The sequence below is a fragment of the Micromonospora sp. BS32 genome, assembly GCF_059089345.1.
In genome coordinates this window covers 86,636-109,064 of the sequence record NZ_JBSSHR010000011.1, presented here as the reverse complement: position 1 = coordinate 109,064, position 22,429 = coordinate 86,636, and the positions used below count along the sequence as shown (strand labels likewise).

18 protein-coding genes are annotated in these 22,429 nt (G+C 74.0%); 7 read left to right on the top strand and 11 right to left on the bottom strand.

Going from position 1 to position 22,429, the window contains the following annotated elements:
* The first annotated feature begins 68 nt into the window (after positions 1 to 68).
* Positions 69 to 1,283 (top strand): low temperature requirement protein A, encoded by a 1,215-nt coding sequence (locus AC5RWQ_RS18120; protein WP_494283877.1) that lies wholly within the window; start codon positions 69 to 71, stop codon positions 1,281 to 1,283.
* A gap of 43 nt (positions 1,284 to 1,326) precedes the next feature.
* Positions 1,327 to 2,190, top strand: coding sequence for a DUF1028 domain-containing protein (locus AC5RWQ_RS18115; RefSeq protein WP_494283876.1), 864 nt, complete (start codon positions 1,327 to 1,329; stop codon positions 2,188 to 2,190).
* Positions 2,191 to 2,224: 34 nt separating this feature from the next.
* Here the strand turns inward: AC5RWQ_RS18115 and AC5RWQ_RS18110 are convergent, their stop codons facing one another.
* Positions 2,225 to 2,944, bottom strand: a complete 720-nt coding sequence (locus tag AC5RWQ_RS18110) for a maleylpyruvate isomerase N-terminal domain-containing protein (protein ID WP_494283875.1) — start codon at positions 2,942 to 2,944, stop codon at positions 2,225 to 2,227.
* A 76-nt stretch (positions 2,945 to 3,020) separates the two neighbouring features.
* On the opposite strand from AC5RWQ_RS18110, the gene AC5RWQ_RS18105 reads away from it, so the two are divergent.
* The gene (locus AC5RWQ_RS18105) at positions 3,021 to 3,473 is read left to right on the top strand and encodes a YbhB/YbcL family Raf kinase inhibitor-like protein (protein WP_494283874.1); all 453 of its coding nucleotides are present in this window, start codon (positions 3,021 to 3,023) and stop codon (positions 3,471 to 3,473) included.
* On the opposite strand, the gene AC5RWQ_RS18100 is transcribed toward AC5RWQ_RS18105, so the two are convergent.
* Both AC5RWQ_RS18100 and AC5RWQ_RS18095 read right to left on the bottom strand, forming a co-directional pair.
* Positions 3,470 to 4,357, bottom strand: coding sequence for a phosphatase PAP2 family protein (locus tag AC5RWQ_RS18100; protein WP_494283873.1), 888 nt, complete (start codon positions 4,355 to 4,357; stop codon positions 3,470 to 3,472). The genes AC5RWQ_RS18105 and AC5RWQ_RS18100 overlap by 4 nt on opposite strands.
* A gap of 368 nt (positions 4,358 to 4,725) precedes the next feature.
* The gene (locus tag AC5RWQ_RS18095; RefSeq protein ID WP_494283872.1) at positions 4,726 to 7,632 is read right to left on the bottom strand and encodes a glycoside hydrolase family 48 protein; all 2,907 of its coding nucleotides are present in this window, start codon (positions 7,630 to 7,632) and stop codon (positions 4,726 to 4,728) included.
* Between the two features lie 868 nt (positions 7,633 to 8,500).
* On the opposite strand from AC5RWQ_RS18095, the gene AC5RWQ_RS18090 reads away from it, so the two are divergent.
* The gene (locus AC5RWQ_RS18090; protein WP_494283871.1) at positions 8,501 to 10,012 is read left to right on the top strand and encodes a GH1 family beta-glucosidase; all 1,512 of its coding nucleotides are present in this window, start codon (positions 8,501 to 8,503) and stop codon (positions 10,010 to 10,012) included.
* A 44-nt stretch (positions 10,013 to 10,056) separates the two neighbouring features.
* Here AC5RWQ_RS18090 and AC5RWQ_RS18085 read toward each other — a convergent pair whose 3' ends face one another.
* The 3 genes from AC5RWQ_RS18085 to AC5RWQ_RS18075 all read right to left on the bottom strand — a co-directional run bounded on the left by AC5RWQ_RS18085 (position 10,057) and on the right by AC5RWQ_RS18075 (position 14,525).
* Positions 10,057 to 10,476 carry a roadblock/LC7 domain-containing protein gene (locus AC5RWQ_RS18085; RefSeq protein ID WP_494283870.1) on the bottom strand — a complete coding sequence of 140 codons (420 nt, stop codon included), beginning with the start codon at positions 10,474 to 10,476 and terminating at the stop codon, positions 10,057 to 10,059.
* Complete coding sequence (locus AC5RWQ_RS18080; RefSeq protein ID WP_494283869.1) at positions 10,476 to 13,022, bottom strand: sensor histidine kinase; 2,547 nt, start codon at positions 13,020 to 13,022, stop codon at positions 10,476 to 10,478. Before AC5RWQ_RS18080 ends, AC5RWQ_RS18085 begins: the two co-directional genes overlap by 1 nt.
* Positions 13,023 to 13,121: 99 nt before the next feature.
* On the bottom strand, positions 13,122 to 14,525 hold the full coding sequence (locus tag AC5RWQ_RS18075) for an FGGY family carbohydrate kinase (RefSeq protein WP_494283868.1): 1,404 nt from the start codon (positions 14,523 to 14,525) through the stop codon (positions 13,122 to 13,124).
* Positions 14,526 to 14,790: 265 nt separating this feature from the next.
* Here AC5RWQ_RS18075 and AC5RWQ_RS18070 point away from each other — a divergent pair, with 265 nt between their 5' ends.
* On the top strand, positions 14,791 to 16,716 hold the full coding sequence (locus tag AC5RWQ_RS18070) for an anthranilate synthase family protein (RefSeq protein WP_494283867.1): 1,926 nt from the start codon (positions 14,791 to 14,793) through the stop codon (positions 16,714 to 16,716).
* A gap of 78 nt (positions 16,717 to 16,794) precedes the next feature.
* Here the strand turns inward: AC5RWQ_RS18070 and wrbA are convergent, their stop codons facing one another.
* Positions 16,795 to 17,412, bottom strand: coding sequence for an NAD(P)H:quinone oxidoreductase (gene wrbA, locus AC5RWQ_RS18065; protein ID WP_334492636.1), 618 nt, complete (start codon positions 17,410 to 17,412; stop codon positions 16,795 to 16,797).
* Positions 17,413 to 17,497: 85 nt separating this feature from the next.
* Here wrbA and AC5RWQ_RS18060 point away from each other — a divergent pair, with 85 nt between their 5' ends.
* Entirely contained in the window at positions 17,498 to 17,986 is a 489-nt protein-coding gene (locus AC5RWQ_RS18060) for a GNAT family N-acetyltransferase (protein WP_494283866.1), read from the top strand.
* 178 nt (positions 17,987 to 18,164) lie between these two features.
* Here the strand turns inward: AC5RWQ_RS18060 and AC5RWQ_RS18055 are convergent, their stop codons facing one another.
* The 3 genes from AC5RWQ_RS18055 to AC5RWQ_RS18045 are packed head-to-tail and all read right to left on the bottom strand — an operon-like array spanning position 18,165 to position 19,735.
* Positions 18,165 to 18,533: a DUF3037 domain-containing protein gene (locus AC5RWQ_RS18055; protein ID WP_494283865.1), complete on the bottom strand. Its 369-nt coding sequence runs from the start codon at positions 18,531 to 18,533 to the stop codon at positions 18,165 to 18,167.
* Positions 18,530 to 19,288: a HipA family kinase gene (locus AC5RWQ_RS18050; protein ID WP_494283864.1), complete on the bottom strand. Its 759-nt coding sequence runs from the start codon at positions 19,286 to 19,288 to the stop codon at positions 18,530 to 18,532. Before AC5RWQ_RS18050 ends, AC5RWQ_RS18055 begins: the two co-directional genes overlap by 4 nt.
* A 45-nt stretch (positions 19,289 to 19,333) precedes the next feature.
* Entirely contained in the window at positions 19,334 to 19,735 is a 402-nt protein-coding gene (locus AC5RWQ_RS18045; protein ID WP_494283863.1) for a hypothetical protein, read from the bottom strand.
* 356 nt (positions 19,736 to 20,091) lie between these two features.
* On the opposite strand from AC5RWQ_RS18045, the gene AC5RWQ_RS18040 reads away from it, so the two are divergent.
* On the top strand, positions 20,092 to 21,153 hold the full coding sequence (locus tag AC5RWQ_RS18040) for a winged helix DNA-binding domain-containing protein (RefSeq protein ID WP_494283961.1): 1,062 nt from the start codon (positions 20,092 to 20,094) through the stop codon (positions 21,151 to 21,153).
* Positions 21,154 to 21,221: 68 nt separating this feature from the next.
* Here the strand turns inward: AC5RWQ_RS18040 and AC5RWQ_RS18035 are convergent, their stop codons facing one another.
* Positions 21,222 to 22,427 carry an ABC transporter ATP-binding protein gene (locus AC5RWQ_RS18035; protein ID WP_334492604.1) on the bottom strand — a complete coding sequence of 402 codons (1,206 nt, stop codon included), beginning with the start codon at positions 22,425 to 22,427 and terminating at the stop codon, positions 21,222 to 21,224.
* Positions 22,428 to 22,429: the final 2 nt, after the last annotated feature.

Genomic DNA, 22,429 nt, shown 5'->3' with positions numbered 1-22,429 from the left:
GGCCGCGGCGGCGGCCCGAGGTGTTACGACTGCCAGGTGAGCTGGGCCGACGCCGGGGCGGGGCGACCATGACGACCGGCGGGCGCAGGGGCCTCCTGCCGGCGGGCGGCGACCCCTCGCGGGCGACGTTCCTCGAGCTCTTCTTCGACCTGGTCTACGTCTTCGTGCTCACCCGGGTCGGCGCCCGCGCGTTCGAGGACCTGGCGGTGGAGCCGGGGGGCAGTGAGGGCTGGGCGCCGGTGACCGGGGGCGGCAAGACGCTGCTGCTGCTCCTGGCGCTCTGGGCGGTGTGGCAGGGCACCGCCTGGACCACCAGCCGGTACGACCCGTACCACCTGGGGTTGCAGCTCATCGTGATCACCGCGCTGGTGGGGAGCATGGTGATGGGGGTGGCGGTCACCCGCGCCTTCAGCGCCGCCGGGGTGGCGTTCGCGGTGGCGTACGTGGTGGTGCAGGTGACCCGCCCGCTGTTGCTGCTGGTGTTCCTCGCTCCACAGGAGTACCGGCGGCTCAAGCTGCGGATGCTGATCGTGTTCAGCTTCAGCGGGCTGTTCTGGCTGGCCGGTGCGGTGCTGCCGACCAATCCGCGGGTGGTGCTCTGGAGTCTGGCCCTGCTGATCGAGTACCTGGCGGCCCGACTCGGCTGGCCGGTGCCCGGGCTGGGCCGGTCGACGGTGAGCAAGTGGCAGGTCGCCGGGGAGCACCTGGCCGAGCGGTACCAGCAGTTCTTCCTCATCGCGCTCGGCGAGACCATCCTGGTCGCCGGGCTCACCCTCAACGGCGGCCCGTACGGCGCGGCCCGCACCGGGGCGTTCGCTGTCGCGATCGCGACGTCGGTGCTGCTGTGGCGGATCTACGTGCAGCGGGCCGGGCAGATCCTCGGCGAGGCGGTGATGAAGGCGGCCCACCCGGCGAACATCGCCCGGTCCGCCGCGGACACCCATCTGGTGATGGTGCTCGGCCTGGTCGGCACCGCGATCGGTTACGAGCTGGCGATCGAGCATCCGTTGGGCCACAACGAGTGGCCGTGGCTGGCGATGACCGTCGGCGGCCCGGCGCTCTACCTGGCCGGTCGGGCCCGCTTCGAGTACGAGGTCTTCGCCCGGGTGTCGCCGTCGCGCTGGGTCGCCATCCTGGTGCTGCTGGCCCCGGCGCCGGTGCTGGTGCACCACGCGCCGGTGATCGCCGGGGCGGTGGTGGTGGTCGTGCTGGCGGCGGTGGCGGTGGCGGACGCCCGCCGGGCCCGGGGCGCGCCGCCCGAGCCGGCCGCGCCGCCCTTCTGACCGCGGGGCGTCCGCTTCCGGCGCGCGGCGTTAACCTCCACGGGTGACCTTCTCCATCGTGGCCCGTTCCGCCGACGGCCTGCTGCACGGCGTCGCGGTCGCCAGCAAGTTCCTCGCCGCCGGTGCGCTGGTACCGGCCGCCGAGGCCGAGGTCGGCGCGATCGCCACCCAGGCCCACGTCAACCTCGCCTACGGCCCGCAGGGGCTGGCCCTGTTGCGCAGCGGCGTGGCCGCCGCGGACGTGGTGGCCGGCCTCGTCGCCGCCGATCCGGGCCGCGACGACCGCCAGCTCGGCGTCGTCGGGGCCACCGGGGTCGGCGCCACCTGGACCGGCCCGCGCTGCCACGACTGGGCGGGCGGCCAGGCCGGCGACGGCTGGGCGGTGCAGGGCAACATCCTCGCCGGCCCGCACGTCGTCGACGCCGTCCGCGACGCCTGGCTGGGCGGGGAAGCGCTGGCCTTCCCCCAGCGGCTGCTCGCCGCGCTGCACGCCGGCGACCGGGCCGGGGGCGACCGGCGTGGTCGGCAGAGCGCCGGCATCCTGGTGGTCCAGCGCCGCGGCGGGTACGCGGGCACCGGCGACAACCTGGTGGACCTGCGGGTGGACGACCACCCGGACCCGGTCACCGAGCTGGGCCGGCTGCTCGACATGCACACGCTGCTCTTCGGCAAGCCGGATCCGGAGACGCTGCTGGACCTGGCCGGGCCGCTCGCCGACGAGGTGGCCGGGCTGCTGGCCGCCGTCGGGCACCCGGTCGGCGGGGCCGGTCTGGACGACGCGCTGGCGTCCTGGGCCGGCGTGGAGAACCTGGAGGAGCGGCTGGTCCCGGGACGGATCGACCCGATCGTCCTGGCCCACCTGCGCGGCAGCGTCCCGCACGTCCCCGCGCCCCGCCCGGCCCCCTGACCCCACGCCCGGGCGCGAGCGGACGGGCGGCGGGTCAGCCGCCGAAGGCGAGCCAGCGGAAGCCGGCCGCCTCGGCCTGGGCCCGCTCGGAGGTGGTCAGCGGCGTCCGGCCGGTGGCCTTGCGGACCAGGGTGAGCGGGTCCGCGCCGAGTCCGGCGGGGACCGGCCGCCCGCCCGCGAGCAGTTCGACGATCACCTCCGCCGCCGCCGGGGTGAGCCAGGGTTCCCGGTCGAGGGCCACCGCCAGATCGAGGCCGTGCACGCCCACCTCCACCACCCGGGTGACCAGGAAATCGGCCAGCGTCATCGCGTCGCCGTGCCGGGTACGCACCACCCGGTCGGCCGGCTGCCCGCCGACCGCCGCGTCGGTGGCCCGCCAGGCGGCGGCGAAGGCGGCGGCCACCTCCCCGGGCTCCCGGGCCGCCGCCTCGCGGGAGCCCCGAGCGGTGCCCGCGACCCGGGCCTCCCGGCGGCCGGCCTCGATGCGGGCGGCGTCGATGCGGGCGGCGTCGACCTCGGGGGTGAACTTCGCCGCGCCGAAGTAGTCGGCCGCGTCCACCTCGGCGCGGGGCGGGGCGGGTGCGGCGATCATGTCGACCAGGCGTCCGGCGCCGGTGCGGACGTGCGCGACGAGGTCGCGTACCGCCCAGGGCGGGCAGGGGGTCCGGCGGTCCAGGTCCCCCACGGTCAGGGTGCGCAGCACACCGTCCAGCTGGGCGCACTCGTCCCGAAACGCCGTCCATACCCGTTCCACGGCTCGTACCCTCTCACGCGGTTTCAGCGTCCCGCACCCGGGTACGCGCCGGGCCGACGAGAGGGGCGGGCGAGAGATGGCCGGAATCATGCTGCGCAGCACCGCGTTCAACGACCACGACCTGCTGCCGGGGCGCTTCTCCCGGGACGGCGGGAACGCCTCACCGCCGCTGGAGTGGTCGGACGTGCCGGAGTCGGCCACCGAGCTGCTCCTGCTGGTGGAGGACCCGGACGCCGGGCGGAGTCCGTTCCTGCACTGGCTGGTCACCGGGATCTCCCCATCGTCCGACGGGGTGGCCGAGGGCACGGTCCCGGCCGGCGGGCGGGAGTGGCCCAACGCCTTCGGCACCACCGGCTGGAGTGGCCCGCACCCGCCCCAGGGCGAGGAGGCGCACCGGTACTTCTTCCGGCTCTACGCCCTGGAACGCCCGCTGGATCTGGCCGACGCGCCGCAGGCCGCCGACGTGCACGCCGCGCTGGCCGGCCGGGAACTGGCCAGCGGCACCATGGTGGGCACCTACCGGCGCTAGCCCTTGACCCTGGGCACCAGGCGGTGCACCGAGAGCAGCAACAGCGCCGCCACCACGCCCATCGTGCCGGCGATGCCGGCGGCGCTGCCCGCGTACCCGACGAGGAGGGGGCGGCGGCCCAGTTCGTCCACCGGCACCTGCTGCTGGTCGAGCAGCCAGGACAGGGCCAGTGCGCAGCCGAGGACCGCGAGCAGCCCGCCGCCGCCGAGCACGGCTGCGGCGACCCGGTGCGCGTCGGCGGAGGTGACCAGCGCCTGTTGATGCTGGAAGAGCAGGAGCAGGAACCCGGCCAGCGCCGCCCACACGCCGACGATCAGGAAGGCGGCGACCGAGTCGCTGGGCCGGTGCCAGCCGGCGGAGAGGGTGGCCACCCCGGCGGCGGCGGCGTACGCGACGCCGAGGAACGCGCCGAGCGGGCGGACCTTGGCGGGGAGCACCAGGATCAGCGCGAGCGCCACCGAGGCGGCGATGGTGGCGTGGCCGCTGGGCAGGCTGTTGCCGACCGCGTCGCGTTCCGGGTCGATGCCGAGTGCGGGCCGCTCGATCAGGTGCTTGAGCACCTGGGTGCTGACGTTGGCGCCGGCTATCAGCAGGGTCGCCGCGAGGGCCAGCGCCTTGCGGCCCCGGATCAGCGCGATGAAGCCGATCACCACGGTGGTGGCCACCAGCGACACGATCGACATCGCGTTGAGGATCCGGTTCACCGGCCCGTCGATCCGGTCCTGGCCGATTCGGTTTCCCGTCAGGGCGACGGTGTCCAGCCACTGGCCCGTGCCGCTGTGCACCGCGAACCGCCACAGCACGACGAGCGCGGCCGCCTGGGCCAGAGCCAGAACGACCAACCAGACCGCGGTCCAACCCCTTGCCATCGCGCGCACCCGCACACCGTAGCGGTCGGGGCGGCACGTCGCTCACTGGGTCGTACCCGCGTCCCGGCCGCGGCGGGCCCGGGATTCGCCGCAAACGTAAAGGGAGAGGCCGCCACGGGGGGAGCGGCCTCTCCGAGAAATACGGTACTCCGTCGCGCGACGTCGTGTGATCCCGCGAGGCCCTCTTTTTTCGCGGCTTTTCCGCGTCGGCGCGGGCGCGGGCGGTGGGGTGGGCCGGTCGGTCCGCTGCGTCGGCCGGACGACCGACCCATCCCCGACCTGACCGTGGGCGTCAGGTCGCCCGCCGACCGGGCGGCCCGCTCCCCCGGGCCCGGTCGGCCTCCGGGTGGGTGACGTCGCGCCACCCACCCGGAAGGGTCAGCTCACCCGTTCGGGAAGAGGTTGCCGTAGTCGGCGTACGCCATGGCCACGTCCGCCTGCGCCCAGAACCGGTGGTAGTTGAACGCCGGCTCCGCGCCGCCGTTCAGGTAGGCCTGCACCTTCGGCCAGTCGGGGTCGTTCTTGTAGAACGACCGGATGTCGAGGAAGCTCTTGCCGGCGGCGATGGCGTCGCCGTTGGGCATCTTCCCGGTCCAGCCGGCCGGGACGTAGAGGCCCTGGCCGTCGGCGGCGGTGTAGACGTCGTCGAAGCGCTGGTAGTCGCCGCGCTTCTCGGTGGTCGACACGCCCTTGGTGTCGCTGGCCGCGTAGAGCGCGTCGAGCAGGCCCTTGGCGGTGTCCTTGGCCGCCACGTTCCCGGACTTCGCCGCGTACGCGATCAGGGTCCGGGCGTAGGCGGCGGCGACGCCGACGTCCTGGCTCTTCACCGTCACCGTGACGTGCAGGCCGGTATTTGCCTGCGGGTTGGCCGGGTCCCAGTTGTTGGGCTGGCCGGTCCACTTCAGGTCCGACGGGATGGACCAGTTGGCGCCGACCGTGGTGTTGGCGATGGCCCACGGCACCCACTTGTCGAGCAGCGCCTTGGCCTTGGCGTTGCCGGTCTGCAGGTACAGCTCGGCGATGCGCTGCATCGACCAGGCCTGCATGCCGAACCACTGGTTGGACGGGGGGTCGTTGTAGACGGGGTCGACGTCGTAGAACATGCCGTAGAAGGTGGCGGTGCCGGCCGGCGGCAGGGCGTAGCTGCCGTCCCAGCTGTTGGTGGCGCCGCCGGCGATGCCGCCCTCGGCGGACTGGAGCCAGGTGTAGAACTCCAACTGCCGGTCGAAGCTCTTCTGCCAGTCGGCGACCGCGGTCGGCGACTTTGGCTTGAGCTCCGGCACGTTGGTCAGCGCCCACGCGGCGAGGGGGTTCTGGTAGCCGAAGTGGTTGTGGCTGGAGCCGATCCGCCAGGACCAGTTCTGCGTGGGGTCGTACGCGCCGCCCCAGGCGTAGTACCAGGACATCAGGTAGTGCGCCGAGTCCTTGCCGCTGCCGGCCGGGCAGGTGCTCGCGCCGACGCAGTTGCCGATCTTCTTGAAGTACTTGTCGAACATCGCGTAGCGCAGGTAGTCACCCATCTTGGCGGCCTTGGCCACGGTGGCCGCCACGTCGGCCTGCTTGCCCTGGGCCTTGGCCCAGGTCAGCGCCCAGTAGGCGGCCTGCACGGCGCGGGCGTCGGCGTCGGGGGCGTTGGTGTACTTCCACTGCTTGGCCGGCGCGCTGCCCTCCTTGACGAACAGATCCAGGTAGCCGTACTGGCCGCCGTGGGCGAAGGTGTCGCAGGACGGCTGCGGGATGGTCTCCCACACCGACTCCTGGGTGCCCCGCTGGAACGTGTTGATGTACGCGGGCCGGGTGGTGCCGTCACCGCAGTGGCCGAAGCCGTAGGTGTTGTCGACGTCCATCAGCCAGTGCATGCCGTAGATGTCGCCGGTGCCGTAGGTGCTCTGCAGTTCGGAGCGGAGCGGGTCCTGGCCGACCGGCACCGACGGCTGGAGCTGCGACGGGTACTGGCTGGGCAGGTTGTACTCGGCGGCGTACTGGGCCGTACCCGGAGCCCCGGCCGTCGGCTGGTCGGCGTGCGACGGAATTATGTATTTCTCCATCACCGTCCAGGCGTTGTTGAACGGGGCCCAGTTCTCGGTGACCCGGCCGTACTGGGCCTCCAGCCAGAGCCAGAAGCTGAACGCCTCCGAGGTGGTCTCGTGGCCGTGGTCGGGCGCCTCGACGATCAGCGTCTCGACCGAGTGGTACGGCACGCCCTCCGGGCTGAAGTACCCGGAGTTCTTGATCTTGCCGTACTGGTCGAGGAACCGCTTGATGTACGCGTTGTCCCCACCCGGCACGTCGTTGTCGACCTCGGTGGCGGTGATCGCCAACGGGGCGAGGCCGGTGGCCGAGGCGGTGACGGTGGCGGTGCCGCCGAGGGTGTCCACGTCCTCGGCCGCGGCGACCGTGACGTTCACCCCGGTGTTCCAGTTCGTCGGGGTCAGCGTCACCGAGGTCGGCGAGACGGTGAGGTCGGTGTCGCCGGTGCGGGTCAGGGTGACCGGCACGTTCGCGGCGGGGGCCGCGCTGAGCTTCAGGTTGACCGAGGTGGTGCCGCCCTCGCTGACGCTCACCGCGGACGGGGTGGCCACCAGCACCGGGCCGGAGGCCGGGCTGACGGTGAAGGACTTCTCCGCCACCGCGATGCCGTTGGCGTTGTCGTACGCCTTGGCCTGCACGGTGTAGCTGCCGGCGGGCAGGTCCTCCAGGGTGTAGCCGTACGGTGCGCCGGTGTCGGTATTGACCAGCAGCCCGTTGCGGTAGAACTCGACCTTCGCGATCGTCCCGTCGGGGTCGCTGGCGGTCGCGGTCAACGGCACGTCGGCGGGCGCCTCGAAGGGGCCGGCCGGCAGGCCGAGGGAGACCGTCGGCGGCTGGTTGGCGGGGGTGCCGTTGCAGGCGACCCCGTTGAGGGTGAAGGCGGTGGGCTTGGGGTTGCTGCCGGAGTAGGCGCCGTTGAAGCCGATCGTGGTGGAGGCGCCGGTGCCGAGGCTGCCGTTCCACGACTCGTTGGTCGCGGTGACCTCGCTGCCGGTCTGGCTCCACCTCGCCGACCAGCCCTGGGTGACCCGCTGGGAGCTGTTCGGGAAGGCGAACTTCAGGGTCCAGGCGTTGACCGCGTCGCCCAGGTTCTTGATGGTGACGTTGGCGGTGAATCCGGTGTTCCAGTCATTGGTCGCGTAGACCACGTCGCAGGCGGGGGCGGCCTGTGCGGCGCCGGCCGGCAGGGCCACTCCACCGACGGCGAGGGTGGCGGCGGCGAGCATCGCCGTGCGGCGACGTCTTGCCCAGAGTCTCATGTGCGCGGTGTCTCCTCGGACCGGGCCGGGGCCGTACGGGCCCCGGCGGAGCACCTCCACGCGGAATGCAGGGGTACGCGGGGGGACGGAGGCGCTCGGGAAAGGTGGTCGGTCGGGGACGGCCGGTGTGCTGCGGGGCAGCACGGATGCCGTCTCCCCGGGGTGCCGTCCGGGAGACCCGGATGCCCTCGGCGACCCACGCTCGCGCCAGCTGGCTCCACTGCGTCGAATCGACAGGTGCCATGGAAGCGCTCCCACGACAAGCGTCCCAGCTCGACGCAGAGCCATGTTTCGATCTCGTTTAGGGGCTTTCACAAAGGCGTGACGGGCGTTACAGTCGCAACATCGCCGATGGGAGCGCTTCCATCGACGGAGATGCACCAAAGAGATCGACCGTGGTCGCCCGATCACGGACACCAGCCATGGGGCTGACGACGGGCCAGCCCGGACGCCGTCGCCAGCCGACACCCACCCAGCACGGAGGGAGGTGGAACCAGAGCCACTCGCGTGGCCCGGCTCCCGCGCGACACGCACGGCCGAACGCCAATTCCACACGTGCGTGTGTGCACTGAAGGTGGGGGCGGGGGTTGCCCTCCCCCGTCCCCACACTAAACCCCCGTACTCGACGGAAAAAGAGGCCGACGGGACAGGCGCGGCGCGCCGTCCGGCCGGCCTCGCGCGCTATCCGCGTCCGAACGGCCGGCCCGCCCGGCCCGGTGACGGCCGCCCCCACTGCTTCCCCCATCCCGGCTGCCCCCGCGCGGCCCTCTAGGCTGACGGTCTACCCCTTCGGCGGTCCGGCCCGTCGCACGCCTGCGCTGGGAGCGCTCCCGGCCGTCGGGGTGGCCGCACCCTGAGGAGAACTTCCATGTCGATCCTGACCCGACGGCGTCTACTGCGCCGCGCCGCGCTCTCCGCCACCGCCACCGCCACCGGCGGCGGTGGCGCCGGCGCCGGCGCCACCGCCGCCGGCCGCGGAGCCGCCGTGGCCGCAGCCGGCAGCCTGGCCGCCGGCTGCGACGGCCCGCCGGCCGACGAGCCGACCGCCGACCCCGCCCCGGCCGGGCTGCGCTTTCCGGCCGGCTTCGGCTGGGGCGCCGCCACCTCGGCGTACCAGATCGAGGGCGCCGCCAAGGAGGACGGCCGGGGCGAGTCGATCTGGGACACCTTCAGCCGTACGCCCGGCCGCACCCGCAACGGCGACACCGGCGACGTGGCCGCGGACCACTACCACCGCTGGGCCGCCGACCTCGACCTGATGCGCGACCTCGGGCTGCGCAGCTACCGCTTCTCCGTCTCCTGGCCCCGGATCCAGGCCGACGGCACCGGCGCGCCCAACCAGCGGGGACTGGACTTCTACCGCCGGCTCGTCGACGGCCTGCACGAGCGCGGCATCGCCCCGATGGTCACCCTGTTCCACTGGGACCTGCCGCAGGCGCTCCAGGACGCCGGCGGGTGGGAGAACCGGGACACCGCGCACCGCTTCGCCGACTACGCCGACGCCGTCTTCCGTGGCCTCGGCGACCAGGTGCCGGTCTGGCTGACCGTCAACGAGCCCAAGACCGTGGTGCAGAACGGCTACCTCTGGGGGCACCACGCGCCCGGCCGACAGGACCCGGACGCCGCGTACCTGGTCGCCCACCACCTCCAGCTCGCCCACGGCCTGGCCGTCCGCGCGCTGCGTGCCACCGGTTCCGCCGCCCGGATCGGCCCGGCGCTCAACCTGCACCCCTGCTACCCGGCCGACGACACCGCCGAGGCCGCCGCCGCCACCCGGCTCTACGACGGGTACGAGAACCGCCTCTACCTGGATTCCGTCCTCAAGGGCGCGTACCCGACGGACGTCCTGGCCGACCTCGGCCCGACCAGCCGGATGGCCCGCGGCATCCGGGACGGCGACCTGGAGGTGATCTCCAGCCCGGTCGACCTGCTGGCCGTGCAGTACTACACGCCGATCTACGTCACCGCCGCCGGCGGCACCGTCCAGCGCTGGCCCACCTCCGAGGCGGAGTGGCAGCAGATCTATCCGGACGGGATGTACGACATCCTGACCCGGGTCACCCGCGACTACGGCCGTATCCCGATCACCGTCACCGAGAACGGCCTGCCCTGCCCGGACACCCTCGACGCGGACGGCACCGTGGACGACGCCGGCCGGATCGCCTTCCTGCGGGACCACCTCGCCGCCGCCCACCGGGCGATCGCCGACGGCGTGCCGCTGGAGAGCTACCACGTCTGGTCGCTACTGGACAACTTCGAGTGGGCCGAAGGGTACGACCAGCGCTGGGGACTGATCTACGTGGACTACCCGACCCAGCGCCGCGTCCCCAAGCGCAGCGCGCACTGGTACCGGCAGGTGATCCGGGCCAACGGGCTGTAGAGCCACCGGCCGGACCGCGTGGGGGCGGTCCGGCCCGGCCGAGGTCAGCGCGGCAGCGCCTGCTGCAACTCCGCGCGCAGCGCCGGGGTCAGCATCTCGCCGGCCTGCTTGGCCAGCCGGGCCATCTCGTAGCCCACCACGCCGATGTCGGCGTCCGACCCGGCCAGGGTGGCCAGGATCGAACCGTCGCGGATCTGCATGACCAGGAAGTAGCCACGGCCCATCTCGACGACCGTCTGCTTCACCACGTCCCCGTCGAACATCTGCGCCGCGCCGGCGGTGATGCTCATCAGGCCGGAGGTCACCGCGGCCAACTTGTCCGCGTGGTCACGGGGCAGGTGGGCCGAGGTCGCCACCAGCAATCCGTCCGAGGAGACGACCACCGCGTGGGCCACCCCCGGCACCCGCTCCGCGAACGCGTTGACCAGCCAGCTCAGGTCCCGCGCCTCCTGGCTCAACGTCATCACTGTCGTCCCCCTTCACTGCGTACACCGGCCGGCGGCAAGGTTATCTCCGTCGTTTCCTCGGCCTCCGCGCGGCGCACGCCGCTGTAGAGCCGGGACAGCATCCCACCGACCGCCTCCGGGTCCGGGTCGACCCGGGCCGGCCCCGCCGCCTCGGGGCGCGCCGGCTCGGTGACCGCGGAGAGCTGGGCCATCGGCACCCGTACCGGCAGACCCCGGTCGTTGGTGCCGGCCGTCACCGGCATCGGCGGCGGCACGGGCGTCGTGCCCGCGGTGGACACCGGCGCGTCCGGCGCTGGTCCCTGCCGGGACCACCAACCACCGCCGGTCGCCACCGGGTCGGGCCCGGCGGTACTCAGCACGTCCTCCGCGCGGACCGCCAGCGGGCGGGGCGCGGCGGGCGGCGGCGTCGGATCGGGCCGCCGGCCGGCCACCGGCAGCTCGGCCCGCTGCATTGGCACGGCCGGGCGGGCCGGCGCGCCGGGCCGGGTGGCCCCGGCGACCGCCGTGGTGAGCATCCGCAGCGAGGCCGGCTGGTCCAGCCCCGGCGCCGGGGCCTGGGCGAGCAGCGCGGCCGGGAGCAGAACCCGGGCCATCAGGCCCTCACCCGCGCCGGCCAGGCGGACCCGGACACCGTGCCGGGCGGCGAGGTGGCTGACCACGAACAGACCCATCCGCTCGGACGCGGAGACGTCCGCCGCCGGCGGGGCCGCCAGCACGGCGTTGGCCTGTTCCAGGGCGGTCGGACTCATGCCGAGCCCCTGGTCGACGATCTCCACCAGCGCCCCGCCCCCCTCGGCCCGGGCGGTCACCCGGACCAGGGTGTCCGGCCGGGAGAACGCGGTGGCGTTCTCCAGCAGCTCGGCCAGCATGTGCACCAGCTCGCCGACAGCGTGCCCCACCACGTGCAGGTCGGCCACCGACTCGTGGCGGACCCGCTGGTACTGCTCGATCTCGGCGCTCGCGGCGAGCAGCACCGCGCCGAGACCCACCGGTCGGTTCCACCGCCGGGTGGACTCGGTGCCGGCCAGCACCAGCAGGCTCTCGTCGTTACGGCGCATCCGGGCGGCCAGGTGGTCCAGCTTGAACAGGTTCTCCAGCTGGTCCGGGTCGGCCTCCTCCCGTTCCAGGTCGTCGAGCAGCTCCAGCTGCCGTTCCACCAGCACCTGGCTGCGCCGGGCCAGGTTGACGAACATCGCGTTCACGGTACGGCGGGTCTCCGCCTGTTCGACCGCGACGCTGACCGCGCTGCGGTGCACCGCGACGAACGCCTCGGCCAGCTCACCGATCTCGTCGAGCGAGCGGACCACCGCGGGCGCCACGTCGATGGTGGGCACGCCGCCGTTGACCGCCCGGAGCCGGTCCAGGGCGTGCGGCAGCTCGATCTGCGCGATCCGCAGGGCCTGGCCGCGCAGCAGCTGCATGGAGTTGGCGATGGACCGGCCGATCAGCAACGCCAGCAGGACAGCCAGCCCCAGCACCACCAGGATGCCGCCGACCACCAGCAGGGTGGCCCGCAGCTGGTCGCCGCTGACCTCGTCGGCCTGGGCCACCGCGTCGTCGAGCACCTGCGTCTCCAGCTGGCGCAGCAGCTCCTGCCGGTCCTCGCTGGCCGCCCACCACTGCGGCGCCGGCAGCACCGCCGGCTGGGCGGTCCCGCTTGGCAGGCTCTTCTCCTCCAGCTTGGCGGCCGTGACGAAGGCGGCGTCGCGCGACGTGCGGTCGTAGAGCTCGACCTGCCGGTCGCTCGCGGCGACCCGGAAGGCGCCCAGCGCGGCGAGCTGCTGGGCCCGCAGGTCGGCCAGGGTGATCGGGTCGTCGATGTCGTACCGGCCGACACGGGAGGCCTGGTAGAGCTGGCCGCGGATGCGGGACGACAATTCCTTGACCCGGGCGAGCTGCACGTACCGCAGCACCGCGTCGGTCAACTCCGGGTGCTCCTCCCCCGGCGTCGGCTCGGCCAGCAGCTTGAGCAGCGCCTCGACGCTGCGGTGGTAGTTGCTGAGGATGGTGTCGCTGTTGAGCACCGCCGGCGGGATCGCCGCCCGGATGTAGACCACCTGGTCGTACGCCTCCAGCGCCTCGGCGTACGCGACCCGCCAGGCCGCGTCGGCGTCGGCCAGCGGCCCGGCGGCCGTGCGCAGCTCACCGAAGGCCTGGTCGGTGGCGGCCTGCAACGGCTTCAGCGCGGCGGCCGCCGCGTCCCGGTCGGCGCTCCGGTCGGCCCGGCGCAGGTCGGCCAGTTCACCCGCCGACCGGTCCCGCTCCTGCTGGAGGCGGTCGATCGCGGTGGTGATCTGCCGGCCGATGCCGACCTGCCGGGCGAAGTCGCTCAGTGCCGTGGTCCGCCCCACCAGGCCCGTGGTCTGCACCCCGGCCAGCACCAGGAAGGCCACCGTCGGGATGACCAGGACGGTGGCGAGCTTGGTCCGCATCCGCCAGTCCCGCAACCGCATCGGCGACCGCCGCCGATGCGGCATCACCGTCTCATCGAACCGGTTGCGGCGGTGCGACTCCGCGTCCCGGTCCAGTTCGGGAGCTGCCACCACACCTGCCTCCTCGGTCCCCCGCTCACCTTCGTCGGGGAGCGGGCTCCATCCAACCAGGCCCGGGAGCTGTGTCAACGGGATGGCCTGAGCGAACGGTCAGGAGGTCGCGCGGCGCCCGGCGGCGGCCGGCGGTGTGTCCTGCGCCGTGGGTCCGCTGTCGACGAGCCGACCCGCCTCGGCGACCCGGCCCAACGCCACCAGCGCGGCGCCGGTGGCACCGATCTCCGGTTCCGCCCGGTGGCGTACCGGCCGGGGGGCGAGCGCCGCCGCGAAGGCCGAGCGCCACCACGCCGAGGCGCTCATCGCTCCCCCGCCCAGCACCACCTCGACCGGGAGGTCCACCGTGGACTCCAGCACCACCAGGTCATCGGCGACCATCCGGCACAGGCCGGTCATCAGGCCAGCCAGCATGTCCACCGCCGTGTTGGCGAAGCTCAGGCCGCTCAGCTCCCCGGCTCCGGCCGGCGCCAGGCCGGGCGGCCGGTCACCGCCGAGCCGGGGATTGGTCGGGACGCCGCCGTCCGGCGGGATCCGGGCCAGCGCGGCCTCCAGTTCGGCCCGCTCGGGCAGCCGCAGCTCCCGCTTGGCCCAGGCGAACAGGTTGCCGCCGCAGGAGTAGGCGGCGCCGGTGACGACGTGCTGGTGGTCCACCCGGTAGCGCCAGAGCTCCTCGGGCAACGGCGGCAGCTCCTGACCGGCGGGGACCCGCTGCACCAGGCGCACCGCCGCGGAGGTGCCCACGGTCACCGCGGCCCGCCGGGCGTTGACGCAGCCGGAGCCGACGTTGGAGGCGGCCCCGTCGCCGACCGGCGCCGACCAGTCCGCGCCGGCCAGCTGCGGCCAGCGCCGGGCGTGCTCGGGTCGCAGCCGGCCGCGCCAGTCCATCGGGGCCAGCTCAGGCAGCTCGCCCGGGCGGGTGCCGGCCAGCTCGCAGGCCTCGGCGTCCCACTCCAGGGTGCGCAGGTCGAGCAGCCCGGTGCCGGACGCCATCGACACCGACATCGGCGCGGCGGTGAGCAGCTCGCCGAGGACGTACTCGACCAGGCCGGCGAACCGCGCGGGCGGGGTCCCGGCGCGCGCCCGCAGCCAGGGCAGCCGGACCGACCAGTAGCAGCGGTGCCACCAGGCCCCGGTGCGCTGGTGGAAGGCGTCCGGCTCGGCCGGGCCCGGCGCTCCGGCCGGCGGCTCCGGCCGGGTGTCCATCCAGGTCAGCACCGGCCCGAGCGGGGTGCCCGCGCCGTCGAGCGGCACCATCGAGTGCCACTGCGCGGAGACCGCGACCAGGGCCACGTCGCGCAGGCGGCCCGCCGCTGCCAGCTCGTCCACGCACTCCACGAGGCAGGCCAGGTAGCCGGCGGCGTCGAGGGTGCCGGCGCCCTCGTCGTCAACGCTCAGCCGCACCTTGCGCCGGGCCAGCGCCCCCGGCAGCGGTGCGGCGTCGGCGTCGAGCACCAGTCCGCGTACCGAGGAGGTTCCCAGGTCGAGAGCGAGAATGTTCATCGCCGGTCACGGTACCCGGCAACCGGGCCGGCGAAGCCTCGATCGGCGGGCGCCGCGGCACCGGTGTCGGGCAACCGCTTCCGCGCCGGGCGAGGCCCGCGTAGGGTGTCTGCATGCTCGCGCATCTGTCCTGCTGGTGGCCCGCCGACCCGGCGGCCACTCCCCGCGCGTAGCTTCACCCACGCGGCCGCCCGACGAGGCGGCCGCCGGTCTCTCCCGGCTCCCGGGCCGCCCCGCCGGTCGGCACGGCCCCGGAGGAGACCCGATGACCCGCCCGCTCGACCTGCTCGCCGCCGTGGCCCGCGGCGCCGATCCCGGCCCGTTCGCGCTCGTCCGCCGCGAGGGCGCCGACCACCTGGACCTCTTCACCGGTCCGGTACGCGTCGCCGCCCGGCTGGCCGACCTGCCCGTCCCGGACGTCGCCGCCGGGCCCGGCACGCTGGCCCTGGTGCCGTACCGGCAGATCACCGAACGGGGCTTCGACTGCCGCGACGACGGCACGCCGCTGGAGTACCTGGAGATCACCGGGCACGACCGGATCGCCCTGGCCGACGCGCTCGACGCCCTGCCGGACGCGCCGGTGGCCACCACCGGCGCCGGCTTCGACGTCGGCGACGACGAGTACGCGGGCATCGTCGAGCGGGTGCTGGCCGAGGAGATCGGGCGCGGCGAGGGGGCCAACTTCGTCATCCACCGCACCCTGCGGGCCACCGTGCAGGGCCCGCCGCTGCGGGCCGGGCTGGCCGCGCTGCGCCGGCTGCTGGGCGGCGAGCGGGGCGCGTACTGGACGTTCCTGGTCCACACCGGGACCCGCATCCTGGTCGGGGCGAGCCCGGAACGGCACGTCAGCGTCGACGACGGGCTGGTGATGATGAACCCGATCAGCGGCACCTTCCGGCACACCGGCGCCGCCGCCGATCGGGACGAGCTGCTGCGCTTCCTGCGCGACCCCAAGGAGGTCGAGGAGCTGTACATGGTCCTCGACGAGGAGCTGAAGATGATGGCCACCGTCGCCGAGCACGGCGGCCAGGTCGTCGGGCCGTACCTGAAGGAGATGGCGCACCTGGCGCACACCGAGTACCTGCTGGCCGGGCGCGGCTCCCGGGACGTGCGGGAGGTGCTGCGGGAGACGATGTTCGCCCCCACGGTGACCGGCAGCCCGATGGAGAACGCCTGCCGGGTGATCGCCCGGCACGAGCGGACCGGGCGACGCTACTACTCGGGGGTGCTGGCCCTGCTGGGCCGCGACGCGCAGGGGCGGCAGACGCTGGATGCGCCCATCCTGATCCGGACGGCGGAGATCTCCCCCGCCGGGGAGCTGCGGGTGCCGGTCGGGGCGACCCTGGTGCGGCACTCCAGCGCGGCGGGCGAGGTCGCCGAGACGCACGCCAAGGCCGCCGGGGTGCTCGCCGCGCTCGGCCTGGGCCCGCAGGCGCCGGCGGCCGGCGCCGGTCCGGCGGTACGCCTCGCCGACGACCCCGAGGTACGCGCGCTGCTCGCCGACCGGAACACCCCGCTGGCCCGGTTCTGGCTGGACCAGCGGGCGCCCGGGGCGACCGTCCTGACCGGGCTGACCGGCCGGCGGGCGCTCATCGTGGACGGCGAGGACACCTTCACCGGGATGCTCGCCCACCAGCTCGGGGCGCTCGGCCTGGCCGTGGACGTCCGGCCGTGGCGGAACCCGGGCCCGGTGGACGGGTACGACCTGGTGGTGGTGGGACCCGGCCCGGGCGACCCGAACCGGGTGGCCGAGCCGAAGATGGCGGCGCTGCGGGCGCTGCTGGCCGGGCGGCTCGACGCGGGCCTGCCGACGCTGGCGGTCTGCCTCGGCCACCAGCTGCTCTGCGGGCTGCTGGGCCTGCCGCTGCACCGCCGGGATGCGCCGTACCAGGGGTTGCAGCGGGAGGTGCCGGTCTTCGGCACGCCCCGGCGGGTGGGCTTCTACTCCACCTTCACCGCCCGGGCCGGCGCGGACCGGGTCGGCACCCCGTACGGCCCGGTGGAGCTGGCCCGCGACCCGGCCGACGGGGCGGTGCACGCGCTGCGCGGGCGGGGCGTCGCCGGGGTGCAGTTCCACCCCGAGTCGGTGCTCAGCCGGGACGGCATGGCGGTCCTGGCGGACCTGCTCGGGCACCTGCTGGCGGACCCGGCCCGACCGCTGGCGGCGCATGCTTCCCCGGATCGGGGGTAGGGCGGAGGGCGACCGGTGGTCCGGACGGGTCGAGAGCCTCCGCCCGACCGCCGGTCGCCCCTTTGGCACGGGCAGAGGTCAGGAGGCCATGCCCTTCTTGAACGCGGCGCCCATCTGCACCGCCCGGCGGGCGGTCAGCGCGGTGGCCTTGAGGGCGATGTCGTCCGGCGCGGTCTCGCCGTTGTTGCTGGTGTGCGACGCGCCGTACGGGTTGCCCGCGGTGAACTGGCTCGGGTCGGTGTAGCCGGGGGTCACCACGATCCCGCCCCAGTGGTAGAAGATCGTGAACATCGACAGCAGGGTCGACTCCTGGCCACCGTGGGAGGTGGCCGTCGAGGTGAACCCGGCGTAGATCTTGTTGGCCAGGGCGCCCTGGGCCCAGAGCGGGCCGCTGGTGTCGATGAACTGCTTGAGCTGGGCGGCGATCATGCCGTACCGGGTGGGCGAGCCGAAGATCACCACGTCGGCCCAGGAGAGGTCGTCGAGCTGGGCCTCCATCACGTCCTGCGTCTCCAGGTGGTGGGCCTGCCAGCCGGAGTTCGACCGGATCGCCTCCTCCGGCGCCAGCTCGCGTACCTTCCGCAGGCGCACCTCGGCACCCGCCTCGCCGGCGGCCTCGCACGCCGCCTGCGCCATCTGGTAGGTGATACCGGTCGCGCTGTAGTAGATGACCGCTACCTTGACCTGGCCGTCCATCGTCATGTTCCTCCTCATTTCGGATCAGCTCCGGCGACTACCCGTTACTTGTCGCGTCAAACGGCGGCCGTGGCATGCTCGGCCGGTGGAGATCAGGACGGCCACCGACGCCGACTGGCCCGGCATCTGGCCCTTCCTGCGCGACATCGTCGCCGCCGGGGAGACCTACACCTGGCCGCGCGACGTCGACGAGGAGCGGGCCCGCCGGCAGTGGCTGGTGGCGCCGCCCGGGCGGACCGTGGTCGCGGTCGACCCGGACGGCACGGTCCTCGGGTCGGCGAAGCTGGTGCCCAACCAGGCCGGCCCGGGCGACCACGTGGCCAACGCGAGCTTCATGGTGGCGCCGGCCGCGGCCGGCCGGGGCGTCGGCCGGGCGCTCGGCGACCACGTGCTCGACCTGGCCCGCGCCGACGGCTACCGGGCGATGCAGTTCAACGCGGTGGTGGCGACGAACACCCGGGCCGTCGCGCTGTGGCGGTCGCTCGGCTTCGAGGTGGTCGGCCGGGTGCCGGAGGCCTTCCGCCACCCCAGCGAGGGGCTGGTGGACCTGCTGGTGATGCACCGGCGGCTCTGAACGGCTCCGCCGACTGCTCAAGATTTGCGCAAGTTCCCCGCCGCAGCGGCACCGCGACGGGGTGCGGGCGGGATCCTGGTCGCACTGGTGCCGGCGGCGGGGACCGCCGGCAGCGGGGGGCCTGTTCGGGGGATCGCGCTCCGCCGGCACCGCCGGCGTAGCGCGATCGGGGTCCGCCTCAGCGAACCAGGGTGTCGACCAACCGGTCCAGGTCGGCTGCCGGATCCGCGGTCAGCCCGGTGTGCACCGGCCCGGCCTGGATCATCGTGCTGCGCGGCGCGGCCAGCCAACGGAACCGCTCACCGAGGCTCATCCGGTGCGCCGGCCCGTCCCCGCCGCAGGTCCGGTCCCAGGAGCCCAGCGCCGCGGCGACCTCCAGCAGGTCCAGGTCCGGGGCGAGCGCGCGGGCCCGCGCGGCGTCCAGATGGGTACGCGCGCCGAGGAAGTCCCGCTGCTGGCAGTAGAGCAGCACCCCGACGTTGATCAGCTCACCCCGCTCGACCCGGGGCATCAGCCGGATCACCGCGTACTCGAAGGGGATCCTCATGCCGCACCACCCGCCGGCAGCCACTCCGCGGCGCGATCCGCCCGGCGGACCAGGTGCTCGACGTACGCGGCGCGGGCCGCGTCGGCGGAGTCGAAGTCGGGGCCGGTCAACCAGGCCTCCGGGACCAGTGCCAACACCTCGGTGAGCAGTTCCCGGGTGATCCGCGGGGACAGCTCCGCGGCCGCGGCGGCCAGCTCGGTGGCGAACGGGCCGAGGACGTGGTCGTCGGCCCGGTAGGCCCGGCCCACCGCCGCCTCGGCGCGCGGCCAGTTGTGGTGGAAGTAGAGCGTCGCGCCGTGATCGATCAGCCAGAGCTCGCGGTGCCAGACCAGCAGGTTCGGGTTGCGCCAGCTCCGGTCGACGTTCTCGGTGTACGCGTCGAACCAGAGCACCCGGGAGGCGAGCGCCGCGTCCACCGGGTGCGCGACCGGATCGTAGCCGAGCGCCCCGGGCAGGAAGTCCATGCCGAGGTTGGGGCCGCCACTGTTGCGCAGCAGCTCCTGCACCTCCTCGTCGGGCTCCGCCCGACCGATCACCGGGTCGATGTCGAGCACCACCAGCCGGGGTACGGCCAGCCCGAGCCGCCGGCCCAGCTCGCCGCAGATCACCTCGGCGACCAGCGCCTTGGGGCCCTGCCCCGCCCCGGAGAACTTCGCCACGTAGGTGCCGAGGTCGTCCGCCTCCACAACGCCGGGCAGCGAGCCACCCTCGCGCAGCGGGGTGACGTACCGGATGCCGGTGACCTGACGGAGCACGTAACCCACCCTAGCCACGGCCACCGCAACGGCCCCCGTCGGGCGTCAGTCGTTGAGCTTGTCCCGCAGGTCGTCCACCTGCTGCTGGAGGCGGTCCACCGCGCCCTGGTTGTTGACGAACGTGGTGATGCCGGCGGCGAGGGCCAGCCCGAGCAGCACGGCGAGCGCGCTGAGCACCAGCCCGCCGATCGCCACGCCGCGCCCGGTCACCCCCGGCCGGCGGCTCATCTTCAGTCCCACCACCCCCAGCACCACGCCGATGATGCCGAGCACCAGGCCGATCCAGGCGAGGATGGCGGTCAGCACGCTGAGCAGGGCGGCCACCCCGAACACCAGGGCGAAGGTCGCCGCCGCGCTGGTCTTGGCGCGGGTGCCGCCGGCCCCGGCGCCCACCGGGTGGACGCCCGGCCTGCCGGCGCCCCCGGCGGGCTCTCTGGCTGCGGTCATGTCGTTACCTCGCATTCCTCGCGACGGTGGGACTCGCTCGCATCCCCGTTGTCTCAGCACCTATGCGTTCCCGAACGGGTGCGCCTGACCAAGGACGAGGTGGTCGAGGAGCAGCCGGTCGACGCCCAGGTGCACCGGGAGCAGGTCGACGCGCAGGTGCCGGAACCGGCACGGCGACGCCGCTGACGCGGCCTTCCGCGACCCCGGTCGTGGACGCCGGGCGGACGGGCGCGAGCCCGTCCGCCCGGCGCTGTCGCGGATGGACTGTCACAGGGCTCCCCTAGGCTGGCCGGGACACCCGGACGGAGGGGCTGCCCGTGACGGAGCTGACCGGCGACGAGGCGCTCGCGCTGCGGATGACGAGCCTGCTGCTGCGTCCACACCCGGTGGCGCGTCCCGGGGGCGTCGCCGGCGTGGTCGAGTGGTTCGGCGCGATGCAGGCCCAGGACGCGGCGAGCGGGCTGTGGTCGCTGGGCGTCCGGCTGCCCGGGCGGACCCAGGCCGACGTGCGGGCCGCGCTGGAGCGTCGGGAGGCGCTGCGGACCTGGCCGATGCGGGGCACCGTGCACCTCCTACCGTCGCGGGACGCGCACTGGATGCTGGCGCTGACCGGGGTGCGCGCGCTGGCCGGGGTGGCGGCCCGCCGGGCCGCGCTGGGGCTGACCGACGTCGAGGCCGACCGGGCGGCCGACGTGCTCGGCGCGGCGCTCCACGGCGGCGGCCGGCTCACCCGGGCCGAGTGTCTGGCCGCGCTCACCGCGGCCGGCATCGAGACGACCGGGCAGCGCGGCTACCACCTGCTCTGGTACGCCAGCCAGCGCGGCGTCACCTGCATCGCCCCGCACGTCGGCACCGAGCAGACCTTCGCCCGGCTCGACGAGTGGGTCCCCGACCCGCACCGCCCGGAGCGCGACGAGGCGCTTGCCATCCTGGCCCGGCGCTACTTCCGCGGCCACGGGCCCACCACCCGGCAGGACTTCGCCGGCTGGACCGGGCTGACCGCCGCCGACGCGAAGCGGGCCATCGCGATCGCCGGCGACGACCTGGCCGTCGTCCGGGTCGACGGGGTGGAGGCGCTGCTCGACCCGGCCCTGCTCGACGCCCCCCGCGCCGCCCTCGACGACGTGCTCACCCTGCCCGGCTTCGACGAGTACCTGCTCGGCTACAAGGACCGCACGCTGATGCTCGATCCGGCCCACCGGCAGGCGGTGGTGCCCGGCAACAACGGCGTCTTCCGCTCCACGGTGGTGCGCGGCGGGCGGGTGGTCGGCACCTGGACGCGGACCATCGGCCGGGCCCGGGCGGTCGTGACGGTGCAACCGCTCGTCGATTTCGACGCCGCGCTGCGGAGCCGGGTCACGGCGGCCCTGGACGGTTACGCCCACTTCCTCGGCATGCCCCTTCGCCACTCCTGGTGACGCCCCCCGGTGGCAGACGCGCGAATGGCTGGTGGCGCCCGGCCACCAGCCCTTCGCGTCGATTACGGTCAGTCGGCGAGCGCGCCCGCCGAGCGGCCCTCGTGCAGTGTCAGGTTCCGCCCGGTGGACGGGTCGAACAGGTGGATCTTCTCGAGGTTGAACCAGACCCGCCGGTTCTGGCCCTCGGCCACCGGCGACTCCGCCGACAGCCGGGTCACCAGGCTGGCGCCGCCGCCGCTGAAGTCGGCCCCGGCGTCCGCGGCCAGCTCCTCCAGCTCGGCGGCGGTGGCCTTCTGCCCTTCGATGGTGAAGTAGACGTACTTGTCCGAGCCCATCGACTCCACGATCTCCACCGGCGCCTCGAACTCCAGGCCCCGGCGGCGGGTGTCATCGTCGACGAGCTCCGCGTCCTCGAAGTGCTCCGGGCGGATGCCGAGGATCAGCTCGCGGGGCGCGTCGCCGGCCTCCAGCTCGCGGCGGATCCGCTCGCCGATCGGCACGTCGCCGAGCGCGGTCCGCAGCCGGCCGTCCTCCACCGCAGCGTGCAGGAAGTTCATCGACGGCGAGCCGATGAATCCGGCCACGAAGAGGTTGCGCGGGTGGTCGTAGAGCTCCTGCGGCGGGCCGACCTGCTGGATCGCGCCGCCTCGCATGATCACCACGCGGTCGCCGAGGGTCATCGCCTCGGTCTGGTCGTGGGTCACGTAGACCGTGGTGGTGCCGAGCTGCTTCTGCAGCCGGGACACCACCGTACGCATCTGCACCCGCAGCTTGGCGTCCAGGTTGGACAGCGGCTCGTCCATCAGGAAGGCTTTGGGCTGCCGCACGATCGCCCGACCCATCGCCACCCGCTGGCGCTGGCCGCCGGAGAGGTTGGCCGGCTTGCGGTCCAGCAGGGCGGTCAGCTCCAGGACCTTCGCCGCCTCCTCGACCTTCTGGTCGATGGCGGCCTTGTCCATCTTCGCCAGCCGCAGCGGGAAGGCCATGTTCTCCCGGACGGTCATGTTCGGGTAGAGCGCGTACGACTGGAAGACCATGGCGATGTCCCGGTCCCGGGGGGCCTTGTCGTTGACCCGCTGCCCCGCGATCCGCAGCTCGCCGGAGCTGATGTCCTCCAGCCCGGCGATCATGTTGAGGGTGGTGGACTTCCCGCAGCCCGAGGGGCCAACCAGGATGACGAACTCGCCGTCACCGATCTCCAGATCGATGTCCTGCACCGCCACGGTTCCGTCCGGGAACCGCTTGCTCACCTTGTCGAGCACGATGTCAGCCACGA